Source organism: Methylocystis sp., from assembly GCF_050251305.1.
Lineage (GTDB): Bacteria > Pseudomonadota > Alphaproteobacteria > Rhizobiales > Beijerinckiaceae > Methylocystis.
Genome location: NZ_JBFWNB010000007.1, coordinates 22676 through 41404, shown reverse-complemented (window position 1 = coordinate 41404; position 18729 = coordinate 22676). Strand labels below are relative to the sequence as shown.

The following is an 18729-nucleotide window of genomic DNA, read 5'->3' as shown; positions in this document are numbered from 1 at the left end:
AGCGCTTCAGCTTTCATTTCAAGCACAGGGAGCGCGCGATCTTCGTGACATAGTCGCTTGACGCTCAGCGATGTATATTTCGAGAACGTTGGCGCTGATACGATATAACGTTTGCGCTGACGCGTTCGCCCCTGAAGGAGATGGTTGTTAGGAATGTCTGATCACGCGCATCTGTTCCCTGGTTTCGCTTCGCATTGGATCGACGCGCCGGTTGGAAAAATATTCGCCCGGGTCCGCGGCGAGGGCCGTCCCGTGGTTCTGTTGCATGGGTTCGGCGAGACGCATGTCGCCTGGCGCAAGATCGCGCCGGCGCTCGCCAAACGTTTCACCGTCGTGGCGATGGATCTGCGCGGCTATGGCTGGTCGTCGGCGCCGGCGAGCGAAAAGGGCGCGCAATACGCCAAGCGGGAGATGGCCGCCGATGTCGTGGCGGTCATGGAGTCGCTCGGCTACGTGCGCTTCGCCCTCGTCGGGCATGACCGGGGCGCGCGCGTCGGCCAGCGCCTTGCGCTCGATCAGCCCGGACGGCTGGAGAAGCTCGCGCTCGTCAATATCGCGCCCGTCGACGACAATTTCGGCGACGGAGATTTGCAGCGGGTCGGACGCGCGCGCTTCCTTGCGGCAGAGGCGCCCAAGCCGGAAGAGCTGATCGGGCTCGATCCGATCGGCTTTCTCGACGATGCGCTGATGAACGCGACGAAAGCGAAGTCGCTGGACGCGTTTGGAGCGGAGGCGCTCGCCGCCTACCGCCAGGCCTTCAACGATCCCGCGCGCATTCACGCCTTCTGCGAGGATTTTCGCGCCGGCGCGACCATCGATCGCGAGCATCTTGCCGACGACAAGGCGGAAGGTAAGAAGCTCGCTGCGCCAACGCTCATCATCGCGGGGGATGCGGCCTTCCCCGCGCATGGCCCGTCGCTGCTCGCGGCGTGGCGCGAATGGGGCGACGACATCGCCGAGGCGCGCGTCGATTCCGGCCTCTATCCGATGGAGGAGGCGCCGGCGGAGACGCTCGCCGCCTTGGAGGCGTTCCTGTGAGCCTGTATCGCGGGAAAACCGTCGCGCTTGCGCTCGGCGGCGGCGGCGCCCGCGGACTTGCGCATATCAGCGTGCTGCAAGCGCTGGACGACATGGGCGTGCGGCCCGTCGCCATCGCCGGCGCCTCGATCGGCGCGATCATCGGCGCAGCCTATGCGGCAGGCCATACCGGCGCGGAGCTGCGCGCCCACACTCAGGCCATGCTCCAGAACCGGATCGGACTTGCGCGCCGGCTGCTGCATGCGCGGGCGCGCGGACGGAAGCGGCTTCTTTCCCGCGTCGCCCACCCGCTGCTGTTCGACGGCGAGCGTTTTCTGCAGGCCTTTTGGCCCGAAGGCATGCCGGAGCGTTTCGAAGATCTGCGCATTCCGCTGCAGGTCGTCGCGACCGATTTTCGCCGCCGCGTCGAGGCCGTGTTCGCCACAGGGCCTCTGCGCCCCGCGGTCGCGGGCTCTATGGCGATCCCGGGCATTGTGCGCGCCGCCCAGAGCGATCACGGCTATTTCGTCGATGGCGGATTGGTCAACCCGCTCCCCTACGATCATCTCTGGGGGCTCGCCGACATCGTCATCGCCGTCGACGTCTCCGGCAATTTCGGCGTCGAGACCGGCAAGGGGCCCCCGTCCGCCTTTGAGACGATGATCGTCGCGAGCCAGATCATGATGAACGCGATCAGTTCGCGGATGATCGCCGAACGGCCGCCGGATGTCCTGATCCGGCCCGAGGTGCATCAATATCTCGCGCTCGATCTGTTCAAGGCGTCGCGCATTTTCACCGCCGGCGACGCCTGCGGCGACACGCTGCGCCACGGCTTGGCGCAGGCGGCGCTGCGGTTGGAGGCTCGGAGCAGGATCGTTTGATGCGGATCGCAAATGCGACTCGCTTCAAACGTGACTTCTGCTCCATCCCCTAAAACCAGGGCGCGCTTGCCGCGAAAAACCGGATTCCGCTTTCGCAACGCGCTCTAACGTCGCGCCTGAAAGAAGTCCTGCAGAAGCTGCGCCGCCTCGCTCTCGCGAATGCCGCCGTAAATCTCGGGCCGATGATGGCAGGTCGGCTGCGCGAAGAATCGCGGCCCATGCTCCACCCCGCCGCCTTTCGGATCGCTCGCCGCATAATAGAGCCGGCGGATTCGGGCGAAGCTGATCGCCGCCGCGCACATGGCGCAGGGCTCGAGCGTCACATAGAGGTCGCAGTCCACGAGCCGCTCCGATCCCAACGCGGCGCAGGCCTCGCGGATCGCGAGCATCTCGGCATGCGCGGTCGGATCGCGATCGCGCAGCGTGCGGTTGCCCGCCGCGGCGACGACCTCGCCACTGCGGGCAACCGCCGCGCCGACCGGGACTTCGCCCGCGGCCACGGCGGCGCGCGCCTGCTCGAAGGCGACGCTGAAAGGATCCTTCCCGTTCATTCCTCGCTCTTTAGCAATCGCGCTTCAAAGCGCGCCTGCCGCCTGCTATCAGAACCCATGAAACAAAAGAACCACAATGATAGACCGGCGCAAAAAAGCGGCGACCGGCCGCTGCGCCGTCGCGCCAGGGAAGCGCCGGTGCCGCCGCGCGAAAAGGCCTTCGAGGGCGAGCGGATCGCCAAGATCATGGCGCGCGCCGGAGTCTGTTCGCGCCGCGACGCCGAGCGCTGGATCGCCGAAGGCCGCGTCGCCGTCAACGGACGCGCGCTGACCAGTCCCGCGTTTAACGCGCAGGACAGCGACAAGATCACGATCGACGGCGCGCCGATGCAGGCGCGCGAGCGCACGCGGCTCTTTCTCTTCCACAAGCCCCCAGGCTACGTCACCACGGCGCGCGACGAAGAAGGCCGCCCCACGGTGTTCTCTTTTCTTGACGAGCGCCACCCAGATCTTCCGCGGCTGGTCAGCGTCGGACGGCTGGACATCAACACCGAAGGACTGCTGCTGCTCACCAATGACGGCGGTCTGGCGCGCACGCTGGAATTGCCGGCGACCGGCTGGACGCGACGCTATCGCGTGCGGGCGCATGGCGCGATCGATCAGGCGCGGCTCGATTCGCTGCGCGACGGCGTGACGATCGACAGCGTCAATTACGCGCCGATCGAAGCGCGGCTCGAACGCGAGCAGGGCGCCAACGCCTGGATCGCGATGAGTCTCACCGAAGGCAAGAACCGCGAGATCAAGCGCGTCATGGCGCATCTGGGGCTCGACGTCACGCGGCTCATTCGCGTGTCCTACGGCCCGTTCCAGCTCGGCGATCTGGCGGAAGGCGCCGTTGAGGAAGTCCGACTGAAAACGCTGCGCGAGCAGCTGGGCAAATCGCTCGCCGAACTCGCCGGCGCCGATTTCGCCACGCCGCTGCGCGAGACGGCGCCGGCGGAACAGCAGGAGATGCGCGAACGCCTCGCGAAACGATCGCGCAAACATGTCTCGACGCTGCGCAAGGAGCGCGACGAGCGGCGCGACGCCGGACCGCGCGCGCGCGTGACGCGCGGCGCCGTCGCCGACCGCAAGGGTCGCGCCGTTTCCGTGGAGCGGGTGACGCCGGTTGGACGTAAGGCGCAAGATGAAAATCAGTCGCGCAACGCGCGGCGGTTCGAATCGATGCGCGGCGACGGCCGCCCGCAACAGACAAGGGCGCGATCCGAGCGTCCGCCGACGGAAAGCCGGCCGCGCGCCGAACGCTTCCTTCGCGACGAGGCGCCCCGACAGGAGCGGGCCGCGCCCGGGTCGCGCCGACCGCCGCGCGCGGAGGAACGCAACGCCGCCGCAAGACCTCCGCGATCGGCGAGCGCGGGTCGGGGATACGAAAGACGCGAGGAACGTCCAGCCGACGCACGGCGATTCCAAAAGCGGGCGGACGACGGCGCGCGTGGTCGCGAAAATCATCGGGCGGCGGAACGGGGCGACGCGCGTTCCGACGCACGCCCGCCGCGGAACGCAAGCGGCGCGACGCGACGGGATGCGCGCGGCGCCAGCGCGACGCGCCAGGAGCGCCCGCGGCAATTTGACAAGCCCCGCAACGTCGAGCGCGAATTTTCGGCCGGCGGCCGCCGAGGCGGCGCAGGCAAATCTGATCGGACTCGCGCCGCCGGAGACGCGCGGTCTTCGCGAAGCCCCGGACCGCACAGGGCCGCCGGCAAAGGTTCGCGCGGCGGACCAGGCAAAGGTCCCGCCGGCGGCCGAGGCCGTCCGCAAAAAGGACCGCCGAAGGGGCCGCGCAAACCCCGTGGCGCATAGGCCATGCGCATCGTCGGCGGCGCGCTGCGCGGTCGGGCGCTTTTCGCGCCGCGCTCCCAGGCGATCCGACCCACCTCCGAGCGGTTGCGCGAATCCGTGTTCGACATTCTTGCGCATCGCTTCGACGATCCGGTTTCGGGCGCGAATGTCGTCGATCTCTTCGCCGGCGCAGGCGCGCTCGGCCTCGAAGCCCTGTCGCGCGGCGCGGCGCGCGCGCTCTTCGTCGACGACGGCGTCGAAGCGCGCGCCCTGTTGCGCGCCAATATCGAAGCGCTTGGACTGGGCGGCGTCACTCGGATCTTCCGCCGTGACGCCGTAAAGCTCGGGGACGCGCCGCCGGGCGAACAGTTTTCGCTCGCCTTTCTCGATCCGCCCTATGGCAAGGATCTCGGGACGCCTGCGCTGATCGCGCTCGTCGGCGGCGGTTGGCTGGCGCCGGGCGCGATCGTGGTCATCGAAGAAAGCGCAAAGGCGCGGATTGATTTGCCGCCGCCTTTGCTGCGCGAAGACGAGCGCCGCTACGGCGACACGCAATTCGTCTTCGCGCGCTATGACGCTTAGCGCTCAGGAGCGCCGTCGCGCGCCTCACTCGAAGGCGACCTGAACTTTCGTCACCGCGCGATCGAAGGCGCCCGTCGGCAAATAGCATAACGCATTTGTCGCGAGTGGCGCTTCCTTGCAGTGATCGTGATCGGTCGTCCATGCGTAGCCGGCCCGCTCCATACAGCCCAGAATGTATTTGCGAATCAGGTGATTTGGATCGAGGCGGCGATTTTCGGGATAGGCCGACTCGCCGTCCAGCTCGCAGGCCGACGTCTGAATCTGTTGCGCTTTGAAGAAGGACGAACTGGATCCGATCAATCCGGCTTCGGCTCCGACGACCATCGCCATTCCGCCGAACAACGCCGTGACGGCCGTCAGTTTGTTTGCCTTAAACTGCACGTCGAGGAGTGAAAGCACGCCGAAGGTCGCCAATGCGACTCCGACGAAGATCAGCACGAGAATCATGACCCATTCTCCACTATGAGAGTAGTTGCGTGGCGCCGTCGCATGCGCGACGGACATGCTTCATGAATGCGGCAGGCGGCGCCGGCGCATCGCCGATCCTTGTGTTTTTCTTCGACGCGCAGCGTTGAAGAAAGCCATGCGGATGCGGCTCATTGAATGGATTGTGTGTGTCGAACGCGCCCGGGTCTGCGACTTAGTCACCAGCCGTCAAAGCTTGGCCGCGACCCCAAAAAATGCGCTCAGAGTTTTTTCTTCAGTTCATAGAGCGCCGCGATCGCTTCGCGCGGCGTCAGCTGATCCGGATCGATCTCTTTCAGCGCTTCGCGCAGCGCATCCTTCGACGCCGGCGCCTCGGCGAGCCGCGCAAACAGCGGCAGATCGTCGATCAATGTTTCGACCGGCGCGCGACGATCGGCCGCCTCCAGCTCTGCGAGAATCGCATGGGCGCGCGCAACGACGCTCGCCGGCAAACCCGCGAGCTGCGCGACATGCACGCCATAGGAACGGTCCGCGGCGCCTTTGATCACTTCATGCAGGAACACCACGTCGCCGGCGTGATCCGTCACCTTCATCGTCAGATTGACGAGGCGCGGCAGTCTCTTGGCAAGCTGCGTCAGCTCATGGAAATGCGTCGCGAAGATCGCGCGCGAACGATTCGCTTCATGCAGATGCTCGATCGTCGCCCAGGCGATCGACAGCCCGTCGAATGTCGCCGTGCCGCGCCCAATCTCGTCGAGAATGACCAGTGAACGCTGCGTCGCGCAGTTCAGGATCGCCGCGGTTTCGACCATCTCGACCATGAAGGTCGAACGCCCGCGCGCGAGATCGTCCGAGGCGCCGACGCGAGAGAAAAGCCTGTCGATGACGCCGATGCGCGCCGACTGCGCCGGGACGTAAGATCCCGTCTGCGCCAGGAGCGCGATGAGCGCGTTCTGACGCAGATAGGTCGACTTGCCCGCCATATTCGGCCCGGTGACGACCGCGATGCGGCCGCCGTCCGCGGCGCCGAGCTCGCAGTCGTTTGCAGCGAAGGCTCTGCCTTGCGTCTGAAGTGACGCTTCGACCACAGGGTGACGCCCGCCGACAATTTTGAAGTCAAGCGATGCGTCGATCGACGGGCGCGTCCAGCCGCGCTTCTCTGCGACCTCGGCCAGCGCGCCGAATAAATCGAGTCGCGCGAAAGCCTCGGCGAGACGCTGCAGATCGTCGACGCGCGCGCACACTTCGCCGACCAGCGCGTCGAAGATCGCCAATTCGCGCGCAAGCGCGCGATCCGCCGCCGAAGCGATCTTCGCTTCCAGTTCGACGAGTTCCCGCGTCGAAAAACGCATGGCGTCGGCCATTGTCTGACGATGCGTGAAGGTCGCGTCAAACGGCGGCCGCAGCAGCTTTTCGCCATGCGCCAGAGAAACTTCGAGAAAGAAGCCGAGAAAATTATTGTGCTTGATCTTCAGCTTCGTTTCGGTGAGCTCGGCATAGCGTCTCTGCAGCTCAGCGATCACCTTGCGGCTTGCGTCGCGCAATTGTCGCGCATCGTCGAGTTCGGCGTCGCGGCCCTCGCCGATGAAATCGCCATTGCGCTTGTCGAGCGGCAATTCGTCTTTCAAGTTTGCGAGTATTCTGTCGGCGAGCGCGACATCCGCCTGTGAGAGCGTTTGAGCTTCCGCCGCCACTTTCGACGGAGATTCGCGCTGCGCGAAAAGACGCGCGATGTCCCGCGCCTCTCGAAGCATGACGCCGACGCTTGCAAGATCGCGCGGACCGCCGCGCTGCAGCGACAGCCTCGAAAGGGCGCGCGAAAGGTCCGGCGCGCGTGCGAGCTTGGCGCGAAGCGCGTTGCGCAGATCGGGCGCGTCGAGAAAGAACGTCACGGCGTCGAGACGCGCCGCAATGACTTGCGCGTCCGTCAGAGGCGCCGCAATCCGCTCGGCCAACAGCCTGGCGCCGGCGGGCGTGACGGTGAAATCAACGACCGAGAGCAAAGACCCCTCGCGCGCGCCGGACAGCGTCCGCGTCAGTTCGAGGTTGGCGCGGGTCGCCACGTCAATCTCGAGCGTCGTCAGCGCGCGCAGGCTCATTGGGCGCGACAGCGCCGGCCGCTGTCCCTTTTGCGTGCGTTCGACGTAAAGAATCGCGGTTGCGGCGGCGGCGAGCTCGCCGTCGCTCAGGGCGCTGAAACCGTCGAGCGTCGCGACAGCGTAGAATTCCTTGAGACGTCGCGCGGCGTCGACGCCGTCGCCAATGTCTCGGCCGATCGGCGCGACGGGAACGCCCGCCGCGTCAATAAGCGCCGAAAGCGACGCATCCCGGCAAAGCGCGTCGGCGGCGACGATTTCGCGAGGCTCAAGGCGCGCGATCTCGGCGCCGAGCGCCGTTTCCTCGCGCTCACAGACCGTGAAAGCGCCTGTCGAAATGTCGACGCTGGCGAGGCCGTAACGCCAGCGGCCGTCTTCTCCGCGCATGCGCGCGATCGCCAGAAAGGCGTTGTGTCGCGCCGGATCGAGCAGCGCGTCTTCGGTGATCGTGCCCGGCGTGACAAGCCGGACGACGTCGCGCCGCACGACCGATTTCGCGCCGCGTTTTTTCGCTTCCGCCGGATCTTCGATCTGTTCGCAGACGGCGACGCGATGGCCGAGCGCAATGAGTTTCTGCAGATAGTCGTTCGCGCGCTCCACCGGCACGCCGCACATCGGAATGTCTTCGCCAAGATGCTTGCCGCGTTTGGTGAGCATGATGCCGAGCGCGCGCGACGCGATCTGCGCGTCTTCGAAGAACAGCTCGTAGAAATCGCCCATCCTGTAAAAAAGCAGACTGTCGGCGTTCGCCGCCTTGATCTCGATATATTGCGCGATCATCGGCGTCGCCCGCGCCGGCGCCTTGTCGCCAGGGTTTGGAATTGGAGCGGGCGGGGCGTGTTTCATCGGCGGCAGTGTAGCGGCCGCGCCGCCCGGGCGCCACGCGCCGCACGCGTTCGCATGTGGACGACGCGCCCGCCCGCGCCTAGAGTCCTGGTTGAAGATCGGTGACTTCGATGATTCACATCGGCCGCCCTGTCGTAATCGCCGCATTCGCCGCTTGGCTGTGTCCCGCCGCCGTTGGCGCGGAGCGCGTGGTGCCGGAATCGCCGACCCCCTGGAGCGTTTCGCCGCCCGCCTTTTCGCAATCCGACGCACGCGCAAACGTCAGTGGAATCGCCTGCGCGGCGGACGCGCCCGACACATGCCTCCTCGTGGCCGACGAAGGCGACAAGGCTGTTTTCGTTCGATTGCAGGAAGGCGGATTGGCGGCGATCGGCGCGCCCTTCGTTCTGCCTGTCGCCTCCGGGGAGTTTGACGCGGAGGGGGCGGCGGCCGACGGCAGGTTTTTCTACATCGCCGGGTCGCATTCGGTGAAGCGAAAGAGCTGCAGGGATCACCCCGCCAACCGAGTCGTGCTGCGATTCGACCTCGATCCCGTGACGCGCGCGCCGCACGCCATCGCGTCCAGCGGCGAACTTTGGAGGATCCTCGCGGGTCTGCCGGAATTCGCCGGTCACGCCGGCCCTCAGGCGTGCCTCGGCGACAATCCTCCGGAAGCACGGCGGGACCTGAGAGGAAAGCAGGGAGTCAACATCGAGGGCGTCGCGGCCAGGGACGGACGCCTCTATTTTGGCTTTCGCGGTCCCGCGATCAATGGCGAGGCGTTGATTGTAGGCGTCGACGCGAACGCGCTCTTCGAAGGCGGCGACCCGACGCCAAGCGTGGCGCGCATCCGCGTCGGCGACAAGCGCGCGATCCGCGATCTGACGATCGCCGAAGATGCGCTCTTGGCGCTTGTCGGTCCAGATTACGACGAAGCTCCGCGGAATTATTCGATCTTCCGAATTGAAAGACCTTATCAAGGCGCCGCGCAAACACGCGAACTTGCGATTCTCGACCTGGACAACGCGCCGCGCGACGGGACCAACAGGCCGATCAAGCCGGAAGCCATCGGCATGCTCAATGCGACGCCGGAGCGCTACCGCTTGCTGGTGCTCTCGGACGGCGGCGCGGACGGCGCGCCGCTGGTCTTCGACATCCCCCGCGCGCCATAGGAAAAACCCCGGAAGACCGATCTTCCGGGGTTTTCGATTTTAGCGCCAGAGCGCCAACAGGATAATGATCGGGAGAGGCACGCCGATCATCCAGAGCAAGACAGACCGAAACATTTTGGACCTCCAGCTAGAAGCGGGACAGCGCCGCGACGCCGATGTTTTGATCGCGATGACGGCCGCCGAGCGTTGCGCCGAACCAGGCCGCGACGGCGCCGATCAGCATGGTCGCCGCGGAAAGAAACGCGAGAACGATTCCGGTTTTGCGCGCCGTCTCCGCCGCCTCCTTCGCCTTGGCGTGATCTTCGCGCAGCCGCTCGGCGGTCAGATCGACGCGCCTTTCCGCCGCGTCCGGCGCAAGACCGGTGCGCGAAGCGAGAACATTGACGAGATAGGCGCGATCTTCTCCGGTGAGGTCGCCCGTCGCCATGCCGCGCGCGACGATGCGCGTCACAATCTCGCGCGGATAGTCGGCGGGCATGTTGACGCCTCTGGCGTTGACGTCGCCATCGCCGCGCAACAGAAAGTCGACGCGTTCGTCGACAGGATTGAGCGTGGACGCCAGCGCTGACGTTTCGGCGCCGGCGCCTCCATCTGAAGCCGCCGCCGAAACGCCCGTCTTCGCCAGCTGGAAGATGGAGACGCCGGTGACAAGGGCGATGATCACAAGCGACGAGGCCCAGAGCACCAGGCCATGCGCGCCGTCGCGAATCTCCGCCTCCTCCTCGGAAAGATCGGTCACGCGTCGCCGCAACCGTCCTGCGACGTAGCCGCCGAGCGCGAAGCTCGACACCACGACCCACAGCACCCACAGCGTCAGCGCGATCAGATGAACCGCCAGCGATCCGCCCTCATATGTCGACGTCAACGACAGTCCGATGGCCGAACCAAAGGTGCCCATGACGAAGGAAATCGCGCCCGCGACCATCGCGCCCGCGATGATAGCTGGCCAGTCCGTGTTGGTCGTGCGGCCTGACATCTCCCGCGCCGTCGACATTGCGGCGGTTTCGGCGCGCGTTGGCCTGAGGTCCAATCCGGTTTGCACAAAATCGGTCATCTTTGTCTCCCTCAGCGCAGACCAAGAAACGACAGGATCGCCATGATGACGACGATAAGTCCGACGAGGTAGATGATGCCGTTCATAGAAACCTCCGAAGCCAGCACGTTTGTTGGCAAACCAATACTGAGCAGCGGCCTGTCGAGCCGCGCATGGTTCTAAAACTCGAACGCTTGGCCATTGTTCCGCGACAGCTTGGCGCGCCGGCGTCACGTCCGAGGCGCTTGTGAACGCGACTATGCTCCGGTTATGGTCGGTTTGCTGCAACGCAGCAGCACTGGCCGAAAAGGGACCGAAATGGCCGACGACATGGCGAACGCCCGCGCGACGAGCAATCGGGCGGAAGGAGAACAGCGCGCGACGATTTCAGACAAGGAAGCGCTGCTGTTTCATACGCGCGGCCGGCCCGGCAAACTTGCGGTCGTCGCCTCGAAGCCCATGGCGACCCAGCGCGATCTTTCGCTGGCCTATTCGCCGGGCGTCGCCGCGCCGGTGCTCGCGATCGCCAAGGATCCTTCCGCGGCCTTCGACTATACGACGCGCGGCAACATGGTCGCCGTCATCACCAACGGCACGGCCATCCTCGGCCTCGGCGATCTCGGCGCGCTTGCGGCAAAGCCGGTGATGGAGGGCAAGGCCGCGCTGTTCAAGCGATTCGCCGACATCGATTCGATCGATCTCGAGATCGACGCAAAGGACGTCGACGCATTCGTCAACGCCGTGCGTTATCTCGGCCCGTCGTTCGGCGGAATCAATCTCGAAGACATCAAGGCGCCTGAGTGTTTCGTCATCGAGGAGCGGCTGCGCGACCTCATGGACATTCCGGTCTTTCACGACGATCAGCATGGCACGGCGATCATCTCCTCCGCCGGCATTCTCAACGCGCTGCTGCTGACCGGCCGCGACATCCGGGAAGCGAAACTCGTCTGTAACGGCGCCGGCGCGGCCGGCATCGCCTGTCTGGATCTGGCGAAAGCGCTCGGATTCGATCCGCGCAACGTGATCTTGTGCGACACCAAGGGCGTTGTCTATCGCGGCCGGCAGGAAGGCATGAACCAGTGGAAGAGCGCGCACGCCGTCGACACGTCAGCGCGCACGCTCGCCGAAGCGCTGGAAGGCGCCGACATCTTCTATGGCCTGTCCGTCAAGGGGGCCTTGACGCCGAAGATGCTTCTCAGCATGGCGGACAATCCGATCGTCTTCGCCATGGCCAATCCGGATCCCGAGATCACGCCGGAAGAAGCGCGCGCCACGCGCGCCGACGTGATCATCGCCACCGGTCGCTCCGACTATCCCAACCAGGTCAATAATGTTCTCGGGTTTCCCTACATATTCCGTGGGGCGCTCGACGTTCGCGCGCGCACGATCAACATGGAGATGAAGATCGCGGCGACGCTGGCGCTGGCGGAACTCGCGCGCGAGGACGTCCCCGACGAGGTTGCGAACGCCTATCGCGGCGCCCGTCCGCGCTTTGGACGCGAATATCTGATCCCGGCGCCGTTCGATCCGCGTCTTATCTCGGTCGTGCCGCCCGCGGTGGCGCTCGCGGCGATGGACACCGCCGTCGCGCGTCGCCCGATCGTCGACATGCAAGCCTATCGCGCCGAACTTTCGGCGCGCCGCGATCCGATCGCGGGTCTCATGCAGACGATCCACGAACGCGTGCGTCGCGATCCGAAGCGCGTCGTCTTCGCCGAGGGCGAAGAGGAGCAGGTCATTCGCGCCGCGCTTTCATTCGTTCATCAGGGGTTCGGACGCGCCGTGCTTGTAGGCCGAGAGGATCGCGTCAAAGAAGCCGCGGCCAACGCCGGCCTCGAACTGGCGCCCGAGATCGAAATCCACAACGCCAAGCTTTCCCAACGCAACGCGGTCTATGCGCAATTCCTCTTCGAGCGCCTGCAGCGCAAGGGGCTTCTGATGCGCGACTGCCAGCGGCTCATCAACCAGGATCGCAATCATTTCGCCGCGGCGATGGTGGCGCAGGGCGACGCCGACGCCATGGTCACCGGCGTGACCCGCAATTTCTCGCATGCGCTGGAAGACGTGCGCCGCGTCGTCGACGCCAAGCCTGGGCACCGCGTCATCGGCGCGTCGCTCATTCTCGCGAATGGCCGCATCGTCGTCGTGGCCGACACGGCGATCACCGAAATGCCGGACGCCGAGGAGCTGGCCGAGATCGCCATCGAGGCCGCGGGCGTGGCGCGCCGCATCGGCCTCGAGCCGCGGGTCGCCATGCTGGCCTTCTCGACCTTCGGCTACCCGCCGGGCGAACGCACCGCCCGGGTGCATCAGGCGGTGAAGGTTCTGGACCAGCGGCGGGTGGATTTTGAATATGAGGGCGAGATGGGCGCCGACATCGCCCTGAATAAGGAGCTGATGAGCGCCTATCCGTTTTCGCGCCTCACCGACACGGCGAATGTTCTTGTCATGCCAGCGTTTCATTCGGCGGCTATTTCGACGAAAATGTTACAGGAACTGGGCGGCGCGACCGTTCTCGGCCCGCTGATTGTCGGACTCGACAAACCGATCCAAATCGTCCAACTCGGCGCGACGGACACTGACATCGTCAATATGGCGGCGCTCGCCGCCTTTGGCGTCGGAGGATGATCCGCTTTTGCGTGAGAGAATGAACCGCTCGCGTCGGCGCGCGGGATCGATTTCGTCCTTTGGACTGGAAACGGGCTATTTTAGCGACGCGGCGTGCGTTCTGCTCCCGGCGGCGACGCCCCTGTGTCCTGAGCATGGGAAGACCGGCGCGTCCTGCGGCGGTCAGCAAAGAGGCGATTGATGAACATTACGATGATTGGCTCGGGCTATGTGGGTCTGGTCTCGGGCGCCTGTTTCGCCGACTTCGGCCACAACGTCATTTGCGTCGACGCGGACGCGAGCAAGATCGAGCGGCTGAAGGCGGGGGTCATCCCGATCTACGAGCCCGGCCTCGACGAACTCGTCGCCAATAACGTCGAACAGAACCGCCTGTCCTTCACCACCGAACTCGAACCGTCGGTTCGCGGCGCAGACGCCGTTTTCATCGCCGTGGGCACGCCTTCGCGTCGCGGCGACGGCCATGCGGATCTGTCCTTCGTCTACGCCGCCGCGCAAACCATCGCCAAGGCGCTCGAAGGATTCACCGTCGTCGTCAACAAATCGACCGTCCCCGTCGGCACCGGCGACGAGGTCGAACGCATCATTCGCGAGGTGAATCCGGACGCCGATTTCACCGTCGTGTCCAATCCCGAATTCCTGCGCGAAGGCGCGGCGATCGAGGATTTCAAGCGCCCCGACCGCGTCGTGATCGGGGTCGAAGATCCGCGCGCCCGCGATGTGATGGAGGAAATCTATCGGCCGCTGTCCCTGAACGCGCCGCCGCTGGTCTTCGTCGGCCGCCGCACGTCGGAACTCACCAAATATGCGGCTAACGCATTTCTCGCGACCAAGATCACCTTCATCAACGAGATCGCCGATCTGTGCGAGAAAGTCGGCGCCGACGTGCAGGAGGTCGCGCGCGGAATCGGGCTCGACAAGCGCATCGGCGCGAAGTTCCTGCACGCCGGGCCTGGCTATGGCGGCTCCTGCTTTCCGAAGGATACGCTGGCGCTGATCAAGACCGGACAGGACGAGGGCGCGAGCTTGCGCATCGTCGAAACGGTGGTCGCGGTCAACGACGCGCGCAAGCGGGCGATGGCGCGCAAGGTCATCCATGCGCTCGGCGGCTCGGTGCGCGGCAAGAAGATCGCGCTGCTGGGGCTGGCCTTCAAGCCCAACACCGACGACATGCGCGACGCGCCGTCCCTCGCCATCGTCGCCTCGCTGGCCGGAGACGGCGCGCAGGTGCACGCCTATGATCCGGAAAGCATGACGCAGGCGCGTCCGCTGATGCCGGAGGTCACCTTCCACGACAACGCCTATTCGGCGCTGGACGGCGCCGACGCGCTGGCGATCGTCACCGAATGGGACGCCTTTCGCGCGCTCGATCTCGACCGGGTGAAGAGTCTGTTGAAGCAGCCGATCATCGTCGACCTGCGCAACGTCTATCGTCCCGGCGACGTGCGCAAGCGCGGCTTCACTTATGTCAGCGTCGGGAGGGTGTGAGCGGGGAAGGTCGATTGTGCCTCTCGCATGGCTCGACGACCATTCGCTTGCCCGGGTACGTGTTGATTAGTCCCCAAGTCGCCATTTTGGCGCGAGACGATCGTTCCCTTTGCACTTCACGTTTTGGCAATACGTCTTCGACGTGAGCGGATACAATACCAGAGCACCCATCACAATTATCAACAAGACGTCGATCTCGTTCGGTCCTGCCCTTCTTGCGGCTTGCGCCACTTTCGAACCGTCGTCTGTTTGGTTCGGTTTGCGTTCTCTTTTATCCGTCTGGGCTTGGTGTCCAGAGCGCTTCTGCAACTGAAATCGTAAAAACAAAGTTGCTCCAGTTAGAAACAAGAGCGGGAAATGCCACACGTCCAGTTGGTCAGTGACTGACCGCCAAACGCCGTCCATAATTGCCCTTTCGAGAGACGCCAAGATACGCTTGCACTAACACGAGCTTTAATAATAACCGAGCGGCGGTCAACTAGTCTGCGCACGCCGGGATTCGAACGTGTCGCGCCTACTGCGCGGCGAGCTTGATCTCGGGATAGCTGCATTTCTCGTCGCTCTTCTCCTCGACATGGAGATGCGACGGCGGCTCGACGAAGGGGATGCCCAGCGTCTGCCAGACGTCGACGAGCGATTCGACGAGGTTTGCGATATGCGCATGCGTGTGCCGCGGCGTCGGCGTGACGCGCAGCCGCTCGCCGCCCTTGGCCACCGTCGGATAGTTGATCGGCTGGATATAGATCGAGTGACGATCGAGCAGCATGTCGCTCGCGGCTTTGCAGAGCTCGGCGTTGCGCACCATCACCGGCACGATATGCGAGCCGTTTTCCAGCACCGGCAGGCCGGCGGCGGCGAGCGCATGTTTGGTGATGTGCGACGCGCGTTGATGCGCCGCGCGCAGATCGGGCCGGCGCTTGAGCAGACGCACGGCGGCGCAGGCGGCGGCGGCGACCGCCGGCGGCAGCGCCGTCGTGAAGATGAAGGAGGCGGCATAGGACCGGATGGCGTCGATCACGACGGCGTCGCCGGCGATATAGCCGCCCATCGTGCCGAAGCCCTTGGCGAGCGTGCCCTCGATCACATTGACGCGGTTCATGACGCCTTCGCGCTCGCAAATGCCGCCGCCGCGCGCGCCATACATGCCGACCGCATGCACTTCGTCGACATAGGTCATCGCGCCGTAGCGCTCGGCGAGGGCGACGATCTCCGCCACCGGCGCAATATTGCCGTTCATCGAATAGAGGCTTTCGAAGACGACGAGCTTGGGACGAACGCCCGCCTCGATCAGCAGTTCTTCGAGATGCGCGAGATCGTTGTGGCGGAAAATCTTCTTCTCCGCGCGCGAACGCTTCACGCCTTCGATCATCGAATTATGATTCGAGGCGTCGGAGAGGATGACGCAGTTGGGCAGAAGGTCGGCGATGGTCGAGATCGCCGCCAGATTGGAGATCCAGCCCGAGGTGAAGACGAGCGCCGCCTCCTTGCCGTGCAGGTCGGCGAGTTCATGCTCGAGTTCGACGATGGCGTGGCTCGTGCCGGAGATGTTGCGGGTGCCGCCCGCGCCGGCGCCGACCCTGGAAGCGGTGTCGATCATCGCGGCGATCACGTCCGGGTGCTGGCCCATGCCGAGATAGTCGTTGGAGCACCAGATCGTCACCGGCTCGACCGAGCCGTCCTCGCGGTGCCAGTTCGCCAGCGGAAAAGCTTCGACGTCGCGCTCCAGATGCGCAAAGACGCGATAGCGGCGCTCGTCTTTCAGACGGGAGACGGCGGCCTCGAAGTAACGCCGATAGACCATGCTCCAACCCTTTGATTTTTTGCTTGTGCCGGAGTCCGACGACTGGGTCCCGTCCTGCCCGTCGCTTAGTTTGGACGTTTTCTTACATAGCCGATCCGCGCCCGGAATGCGAGTGGCCGAATGACGCGCCTGAGGCTCTTTTCTTGCGCTGCGCCGGGCCACTGAGGAAGAAAATAATGGCGCCACGAACCGTCACGAACCGTCATGAACCTTCTTGGCGTCCATCCGCAGGACGCCCGCGCGCCCGCCGTCAGCGAGGCTTTATCTGGAGCGGGGTTGCTTTATGACATGACCCACAGCCTCGCGTGGGGTATCGGACATGCCGGGAGTGCGCATGACGGCGATGAAGCTCTATACGAAAAAAGGCGACCGGGGCCAGACGAGCCTCTTCTCGGGCCGGCGGGCCGCGAAATTCGATCCGCGCGTGGCCGCGGTCGGCGATCTCGACGAATTGTCGGCGAGCCTCGGCCTCGCGCGCGTCGTCTTTCCGGACGCCGGAGATCTTTTGTGCAGCGCACAAAAGGCGCTCTACAGGATCAGCGCCATCGTCAGCGCGGAAGGACGGCGGATCGATATCGTCGTTGACGACGCCGAGATCGCGGCGCTCGAAGCCGAGATCGATCGCGCGACGGACGCTCTGCCGCCATTGCGCGATTTCATCTATCCGGGAGAGGCGGAGGCGAGCGCGCGCCTTCATATGGCTCGCGCTATCGCCCGGCGCGCCGAGCGCAGCATCGCCGCGCTCGAGGAGCCGCCGGCGCCCGAGAATGTTCTCGCCTATCTCAATCGCTTCAGCGATCTGTTGTTCGCGCTCGCGCGCCTCGCGGATCAGCAAAGCGGACACGCGGACCGGATGTTGGGAGACTAAAGCCTCCACGAGCCGCGAAGGCGGCCTCGCGCCGCCCATCATCGACCTTCATCCGGGGTGAGAAGCGCCAACGGCGCCTCGCCCCATCGATCGCTCGATCTTCATTCCGCCTGCCGGATAGCCGGCGGCGTCCAGCGGCCGTCAAGGGCCTGCGGCTTCGGCGCATAAAGTCGCATCGTGATGTTTTCGCTTCCGCTCGCCGGAGAAGGAAGCCAGTTGGACTCCTTTTCGGCTCCCGGATTCGCGTTCTGGATATAGAGATCAAGCGAGCCGTCAGCATTGTATTTCAGCGGATCAGCGTCGCCGAGAGCGAAGCGGTTCAGCGGATTCGCGACTGGAAAGCCCTTGTCGTCGTATAGAGTGATCGACCAGAAGGCGTCGACCGGCGGCAGTTCGGCTTTCGTGAAATGTAGGAGGTATTTCTCCTCGCCCTTGAGCGCCTTGCCGTCGCTGTCGGCGAGATTGAGGGGGTAGATCGCGTCCTCGGGCTGGTTCGCGCCAAGTCCAACCTGCGCGATGATGGCGCGTTTCAAATAGTAGTTTCCATAGACGCCCATCGTATCGGTATTCATCTGCCACCCGTTCACGACGCGCGCCAGCGTCGGCGTCTTTTCCTTCATCAGCGCAAGCCCATCTTGGCTCGCCTTCTCAAGCGCGCGCTTCACGACAGGATCGGCCGACTCGAAATTGAAGCTTTTCCCGGGTTCGATGCCGATGCGCTTTAGTCGCGCGATTTGCGACCAATCCGTCACATGAGGCGCGTTGGTTTTCATCAGTTCGGCGGCATAGGAGAAAAATTTGCCAGCCGGCATGGCGTCGACCTGCTCGACCGGCGGCGTCTTCATGTCGACGTTTGGATCGATCTTTGCCGCCACGGACTTCGGCGGCTTGCGCCAACGCGAAAGGGGGGTGAGCTGATAGCCGTCCTGAACGCTGTGGACGGCGTCATAATCTTTGGGTCCGTTCGTCTGCGTGCGCCCGATGACCCAGGCATAGGGCGTCGGCGCGTCGATCCTCTCGACGCCGGCAGGGAGCCGCCCCTTCCAATTCTGCGGGACAATGGCGAAATTGCCGGCGCTCGTGCCGGTCGTGCGCTTACCGGGAACGGCGAAGACGTCGGTCCACATGTCGAGCAACGGCAGCAGGTAGTAGCGCCCCTTCGTGTCTGGCGTCGAAAGGATGATCGGCTCCTTGGTCAAATCGAACCAGGCGATGGAGTAGAGCGTGTCGAAATTGGGCCGCACGACATCCCGAAACTCCGCTGTCGGAAACGTCCGCGCATGGTGGAATTCGTTCATCGGTCCTGCGCCGGGCTTCTTTCCCGCTTCGATGTTGGTCATGACCCTTCGCGTCACGTCCATGCTGATCAGCGGATAAAGATAGAGATAGGCCTCCTTGCCGATCTCATAAGCTTCCTGTTCGGTGATCGGGTCGGCGGCGGCAAGGGCGGCGTGCTGAAACGCAATCGATCCCAGCCCCAGAGCCGCTATGACGACAATCTGATTTCCGAAATGACGCACCGGCCGCCTCCATCTTCTTGATGCCGAGAACGAGCGCAACAGCCCTCGGTCGCGTCACGATATTA

The 18729-nt window shown here is 64.7% G+C and carries 14 protein-coding genes; 8 read left to right on the top strand and 6 right to left on the bottom strand.

Annotated elements, in window-relative coordinates; all coding sequences use genetic code 11:
* Nucleotides 1-153 precede the first annotated feature (153 nt).
* Nucleotides 154-1038, top strand: coding sequence for an alpha/beta fold hydrolase (locus AB7F41_RS04085; protein ID WP_428381405.1), 885 nt, complete (start codon nt 154-156; stop codon nt 1036-1038).
* Nucleotides 1035-1898, top strand: coding sequence for a patatin-like phospholipase family protein (locus tag AB7F41_RS04080; RefSeq protein WP_428381403.1), 864 nt, complete (start codon nt 1035-1037; stop codon nt 1896-1898). Before AB7F41_RS04085 ends, AB7F41_RS04080 begins: the two co-directional genes overlap by 4 nt.
* A gap of 104 nt (nt 1899-2002) precedes the next feature.
* Here the strand turns inward: AB7F41_RS04080 and AB7F41_RS04075 are convergent, their stop codons facing one another.
* On the bottom strand, nt 2003-2449 hold the full coding sequence (locus AB7F41_RS04075; RefSeq protein WP_428381401.1) for a nucleoside deaminase: 447 nt from the start codon (nt 2447-2449) through the stop codon (nt 2003-2005).
* Nucleotides 2450-2506: 57 nt separating this feature from the next.
* On the opposite strand from AB7F41_RS04075, the gene AB7F41_RS04070 reads away from it, so the two are divergent.
* A complete protein-coding gene (locus tag AB7F41_RS04070) occupies nt 2507-4249 on the top strand; it encodes a pseudouridine synthase (protein WP_428406444.1) in 1743 nt (580 codons plus the stop codon).
* A gap of 3 nt (nt 4250-4252) precedes the next feature.
* Nucleotides 4253-4810, top strand: a complete 558-nt coding sequence (gene rsmD, locus AB7F41_RS04065; protein ID WP_428381397.1) for a 16S rRNA (guanine(966)-N(2))-methyltransferase RsmD — start codon at nt 4253-4255, stop codon at nt 4808-4810.
* Between the two features lie 24 nt (nt 4811-4834).
* Here rsmD and AB7F41_RS04060 read toward each other — a convergent pair whose 3' ends face one another.
* Both AB7F41_RS04060 and mutS read right to left on the bottom strand, forming a co-directional pair.
* Nucleotides 4835-5257, bottom strand: a complete 423-nt coding sequence (locus AB7F41_RS04060; RefSeq protein WP_428381395.1) for a hypothetical protein — start codon at nt 5255-5257, stop codon at nt 4835-4837.
* A 239-nt stretch (nt 5258-5496) separates the two neighbouring features.
* On the bottom strand, nt 5497-8178 hold the full coding sequence (gene mutS, locus AB7F41_RS04055) for a DNA mismatch repair protein MutS (RefSeq protein ID WP_428381393.1): 2682 nt from the start codon (nt 8176-8178) through the stop codon (nt 5497-5499).
* Between the two features lie 191 nt (nt 8179-8369).
* Here mutS and AB7F41_RS04050 point away from each other — a divergent pair, with 191 nt between their 5' ends.
* Nucleotides 8370-9329 carry a DUF3616 domain-containing protein gene (locus tag AB7F41_RS04050; protein ID WP_428381391.1) on the top strand — a complete coding sequence of 320 codons (960 nt, stop codon included), beginning with the start codon at nt 8370-8372 and terminating at the stop codon, nt 9327-9329.
* A gap of 127 nt (nt 9330-9456) precedes the next feature.
* Here the strand turns inward: AB7F41_RS04050 and AB7F41_RS04045 are convergent, their stop codons facing one another.
* Nucleotides 9457-10383 carry a hypothetical protein gene (locus AB7F41_RS04045; RefSeq protein WP_428381389.1) on the bottom strand — a complete coding sequence of 309 codons (927 nt, stop codon included), beginning with the start codon at nt 10381-10383 and terminating at the stop codon, nt 9457-9459.
* A 309-nt stretch (nt 10384-10692) separates the two neighbouring features.
* Here AB7F41_RS04045 and AB7F41_RS04040 point away from each other — a divergent pair, with 309 nt between their 5' ends.
* Entirely contained in the window at nt 10693-12990 is a 2298-nt protein-coding gene (locus tag AB7F41_RS04040) for an NADP-dependent malic enzyme (RefSeq protein WP_428381536.1), read from the top strand.
* Between the two features lie 180 nt (nt 12991-13170).
* Entirely contained in the window at nt 13171-14475 is a 1305-nt protein-coding gene (locus AB7F41_RS04035; RefSeq protein ID WP_428381387.1) for a UDP-glucose dehydrogenase family protein, read from the top strand.
* 514 nt (nt 14476-14989) lie between these two features.
* Here AB7F41_RS04035 and hemA read toward each other — a convergent pair.
* Complete coding sequence (hemA, locus tag AB7F41_RS04030; RefSeq protein WP_428381385.1) at nt 14990-16276, bottom strand: 5-aminolevulinate synthase; 1287 nt, start codon at nt 16274-16276, stop codon at nt 14990-14992.
* A gap of 334 nt (nt 16277-16610) precedes the next feature.
* Between hemA and AB7F41_RS04025 the strand changes: the two genes are divergently transcribed.
* A complete protein-coding gene (locus AB7F41_RS04025) occupies nt 16611-17144 on the top strand; it encodes a cob(I)yrinic acid a,c-diamide adenosyltransferase (protein ID WP_428381383.1) in 534 nt (177 codons plus the stop codon).
* Nucleotides 17145-17245: 101 nt separating this feature from the next.
* On the opposite strand, the gene AB7F41_RS04020 is transcribed toward AB7F41_RS04025, so the two are convergent.
* On the bottom strand, nt 17246-18664 hold the full coding sequence (locus AB7F41_RS04020; protein ID WP_428381381.1) for a DUF1254 domain-containing protein: 1419 nt from the start codon (nt 18662-18664) through the stop codon (nt 17246-17248).
* Between the last annotated feature and the right edge of the window lie 65 nt (nt 18665-18729).

Bases quoted from the DNA above. Each gene is read 5' to 3' on its own strand.
- rsmD (WP_428381397.1), top strand. From the start codon at position 4,253: ATGCGCATCGTCGGCGGCGCGCTGCGCGGTCGGGCGCTTTTCGCGCCG.
- AB7F41_RS04045 (WP_428381389.1), bottom strand. From the start codon at position 10,383: ATGACCGATTTTGTGCAAACCGGATTGGACCTCAGGCCAACGCGCGCC.
- AB7F41_RS04085 (WP_428381405.1), top strand. From the start codon at position 154: ATGTCTGATCACGCGCATCTGTTCCCTGGTTTCGCTTCGCATTGGATC.
- AB7F41_RS04075 (WP_428381401.1), bottom strand. From the start codon at position 2,449: ATGAACGGGAAGGATCCTTTCAGCGTCGCCTTCGAGCAGGCGCGCGCC.
- AB7F41_RS04040 (WP_428381536.1), top strand. From the start codon at position 10,693: ATGGCGAACGCCCGCGCGACGAGCAATCGGGCGGAAGGAGAACAGCGC.
- AB7F41_RS04035 (WP_428381387.1), top strand. From the start codon at position 13,171: ATGAACATTACGATGATTGGCTCGGGCTATGTGGGTCTGGTCTCGGGC.
- mutS (WP_428381393.1), bottom strand. From the start codon at position 8,178: ATGAAACACGCCCCGCCCGCTCCAATTCCAAACCCTGGCGACAAGGCG.
- AB7F41_RS04025 (WP_428381383.1), top strand. From the start codon at position 16,611: ATGACGGCGATGAAGCTCTATACGAAAAAAGGCGACCGGGGCCAGACG.
- AB7F41_RS04070 (WP_428406444.1), top strand. From the start codon at position 2,507: ATGAAACAAAAGAACCACAATGATAGACCGGCGCAAAAAAGCGGCGAC.
- hemA (WP_428381385.1), bottom strand. From the start codon at position 16,276: ATGGTCTATCGGCGTTACTTCGAGGCCGCCGTCTCCCGTCTGAAAGAC.
- AB7F41_RS04060 (WP_428381395.1), bottom strand. From the start codon at position 5,257: ATGATTCTCGTGCTGATCTTCGTCGGAGTCGCATTGGCGACCTTCGGC.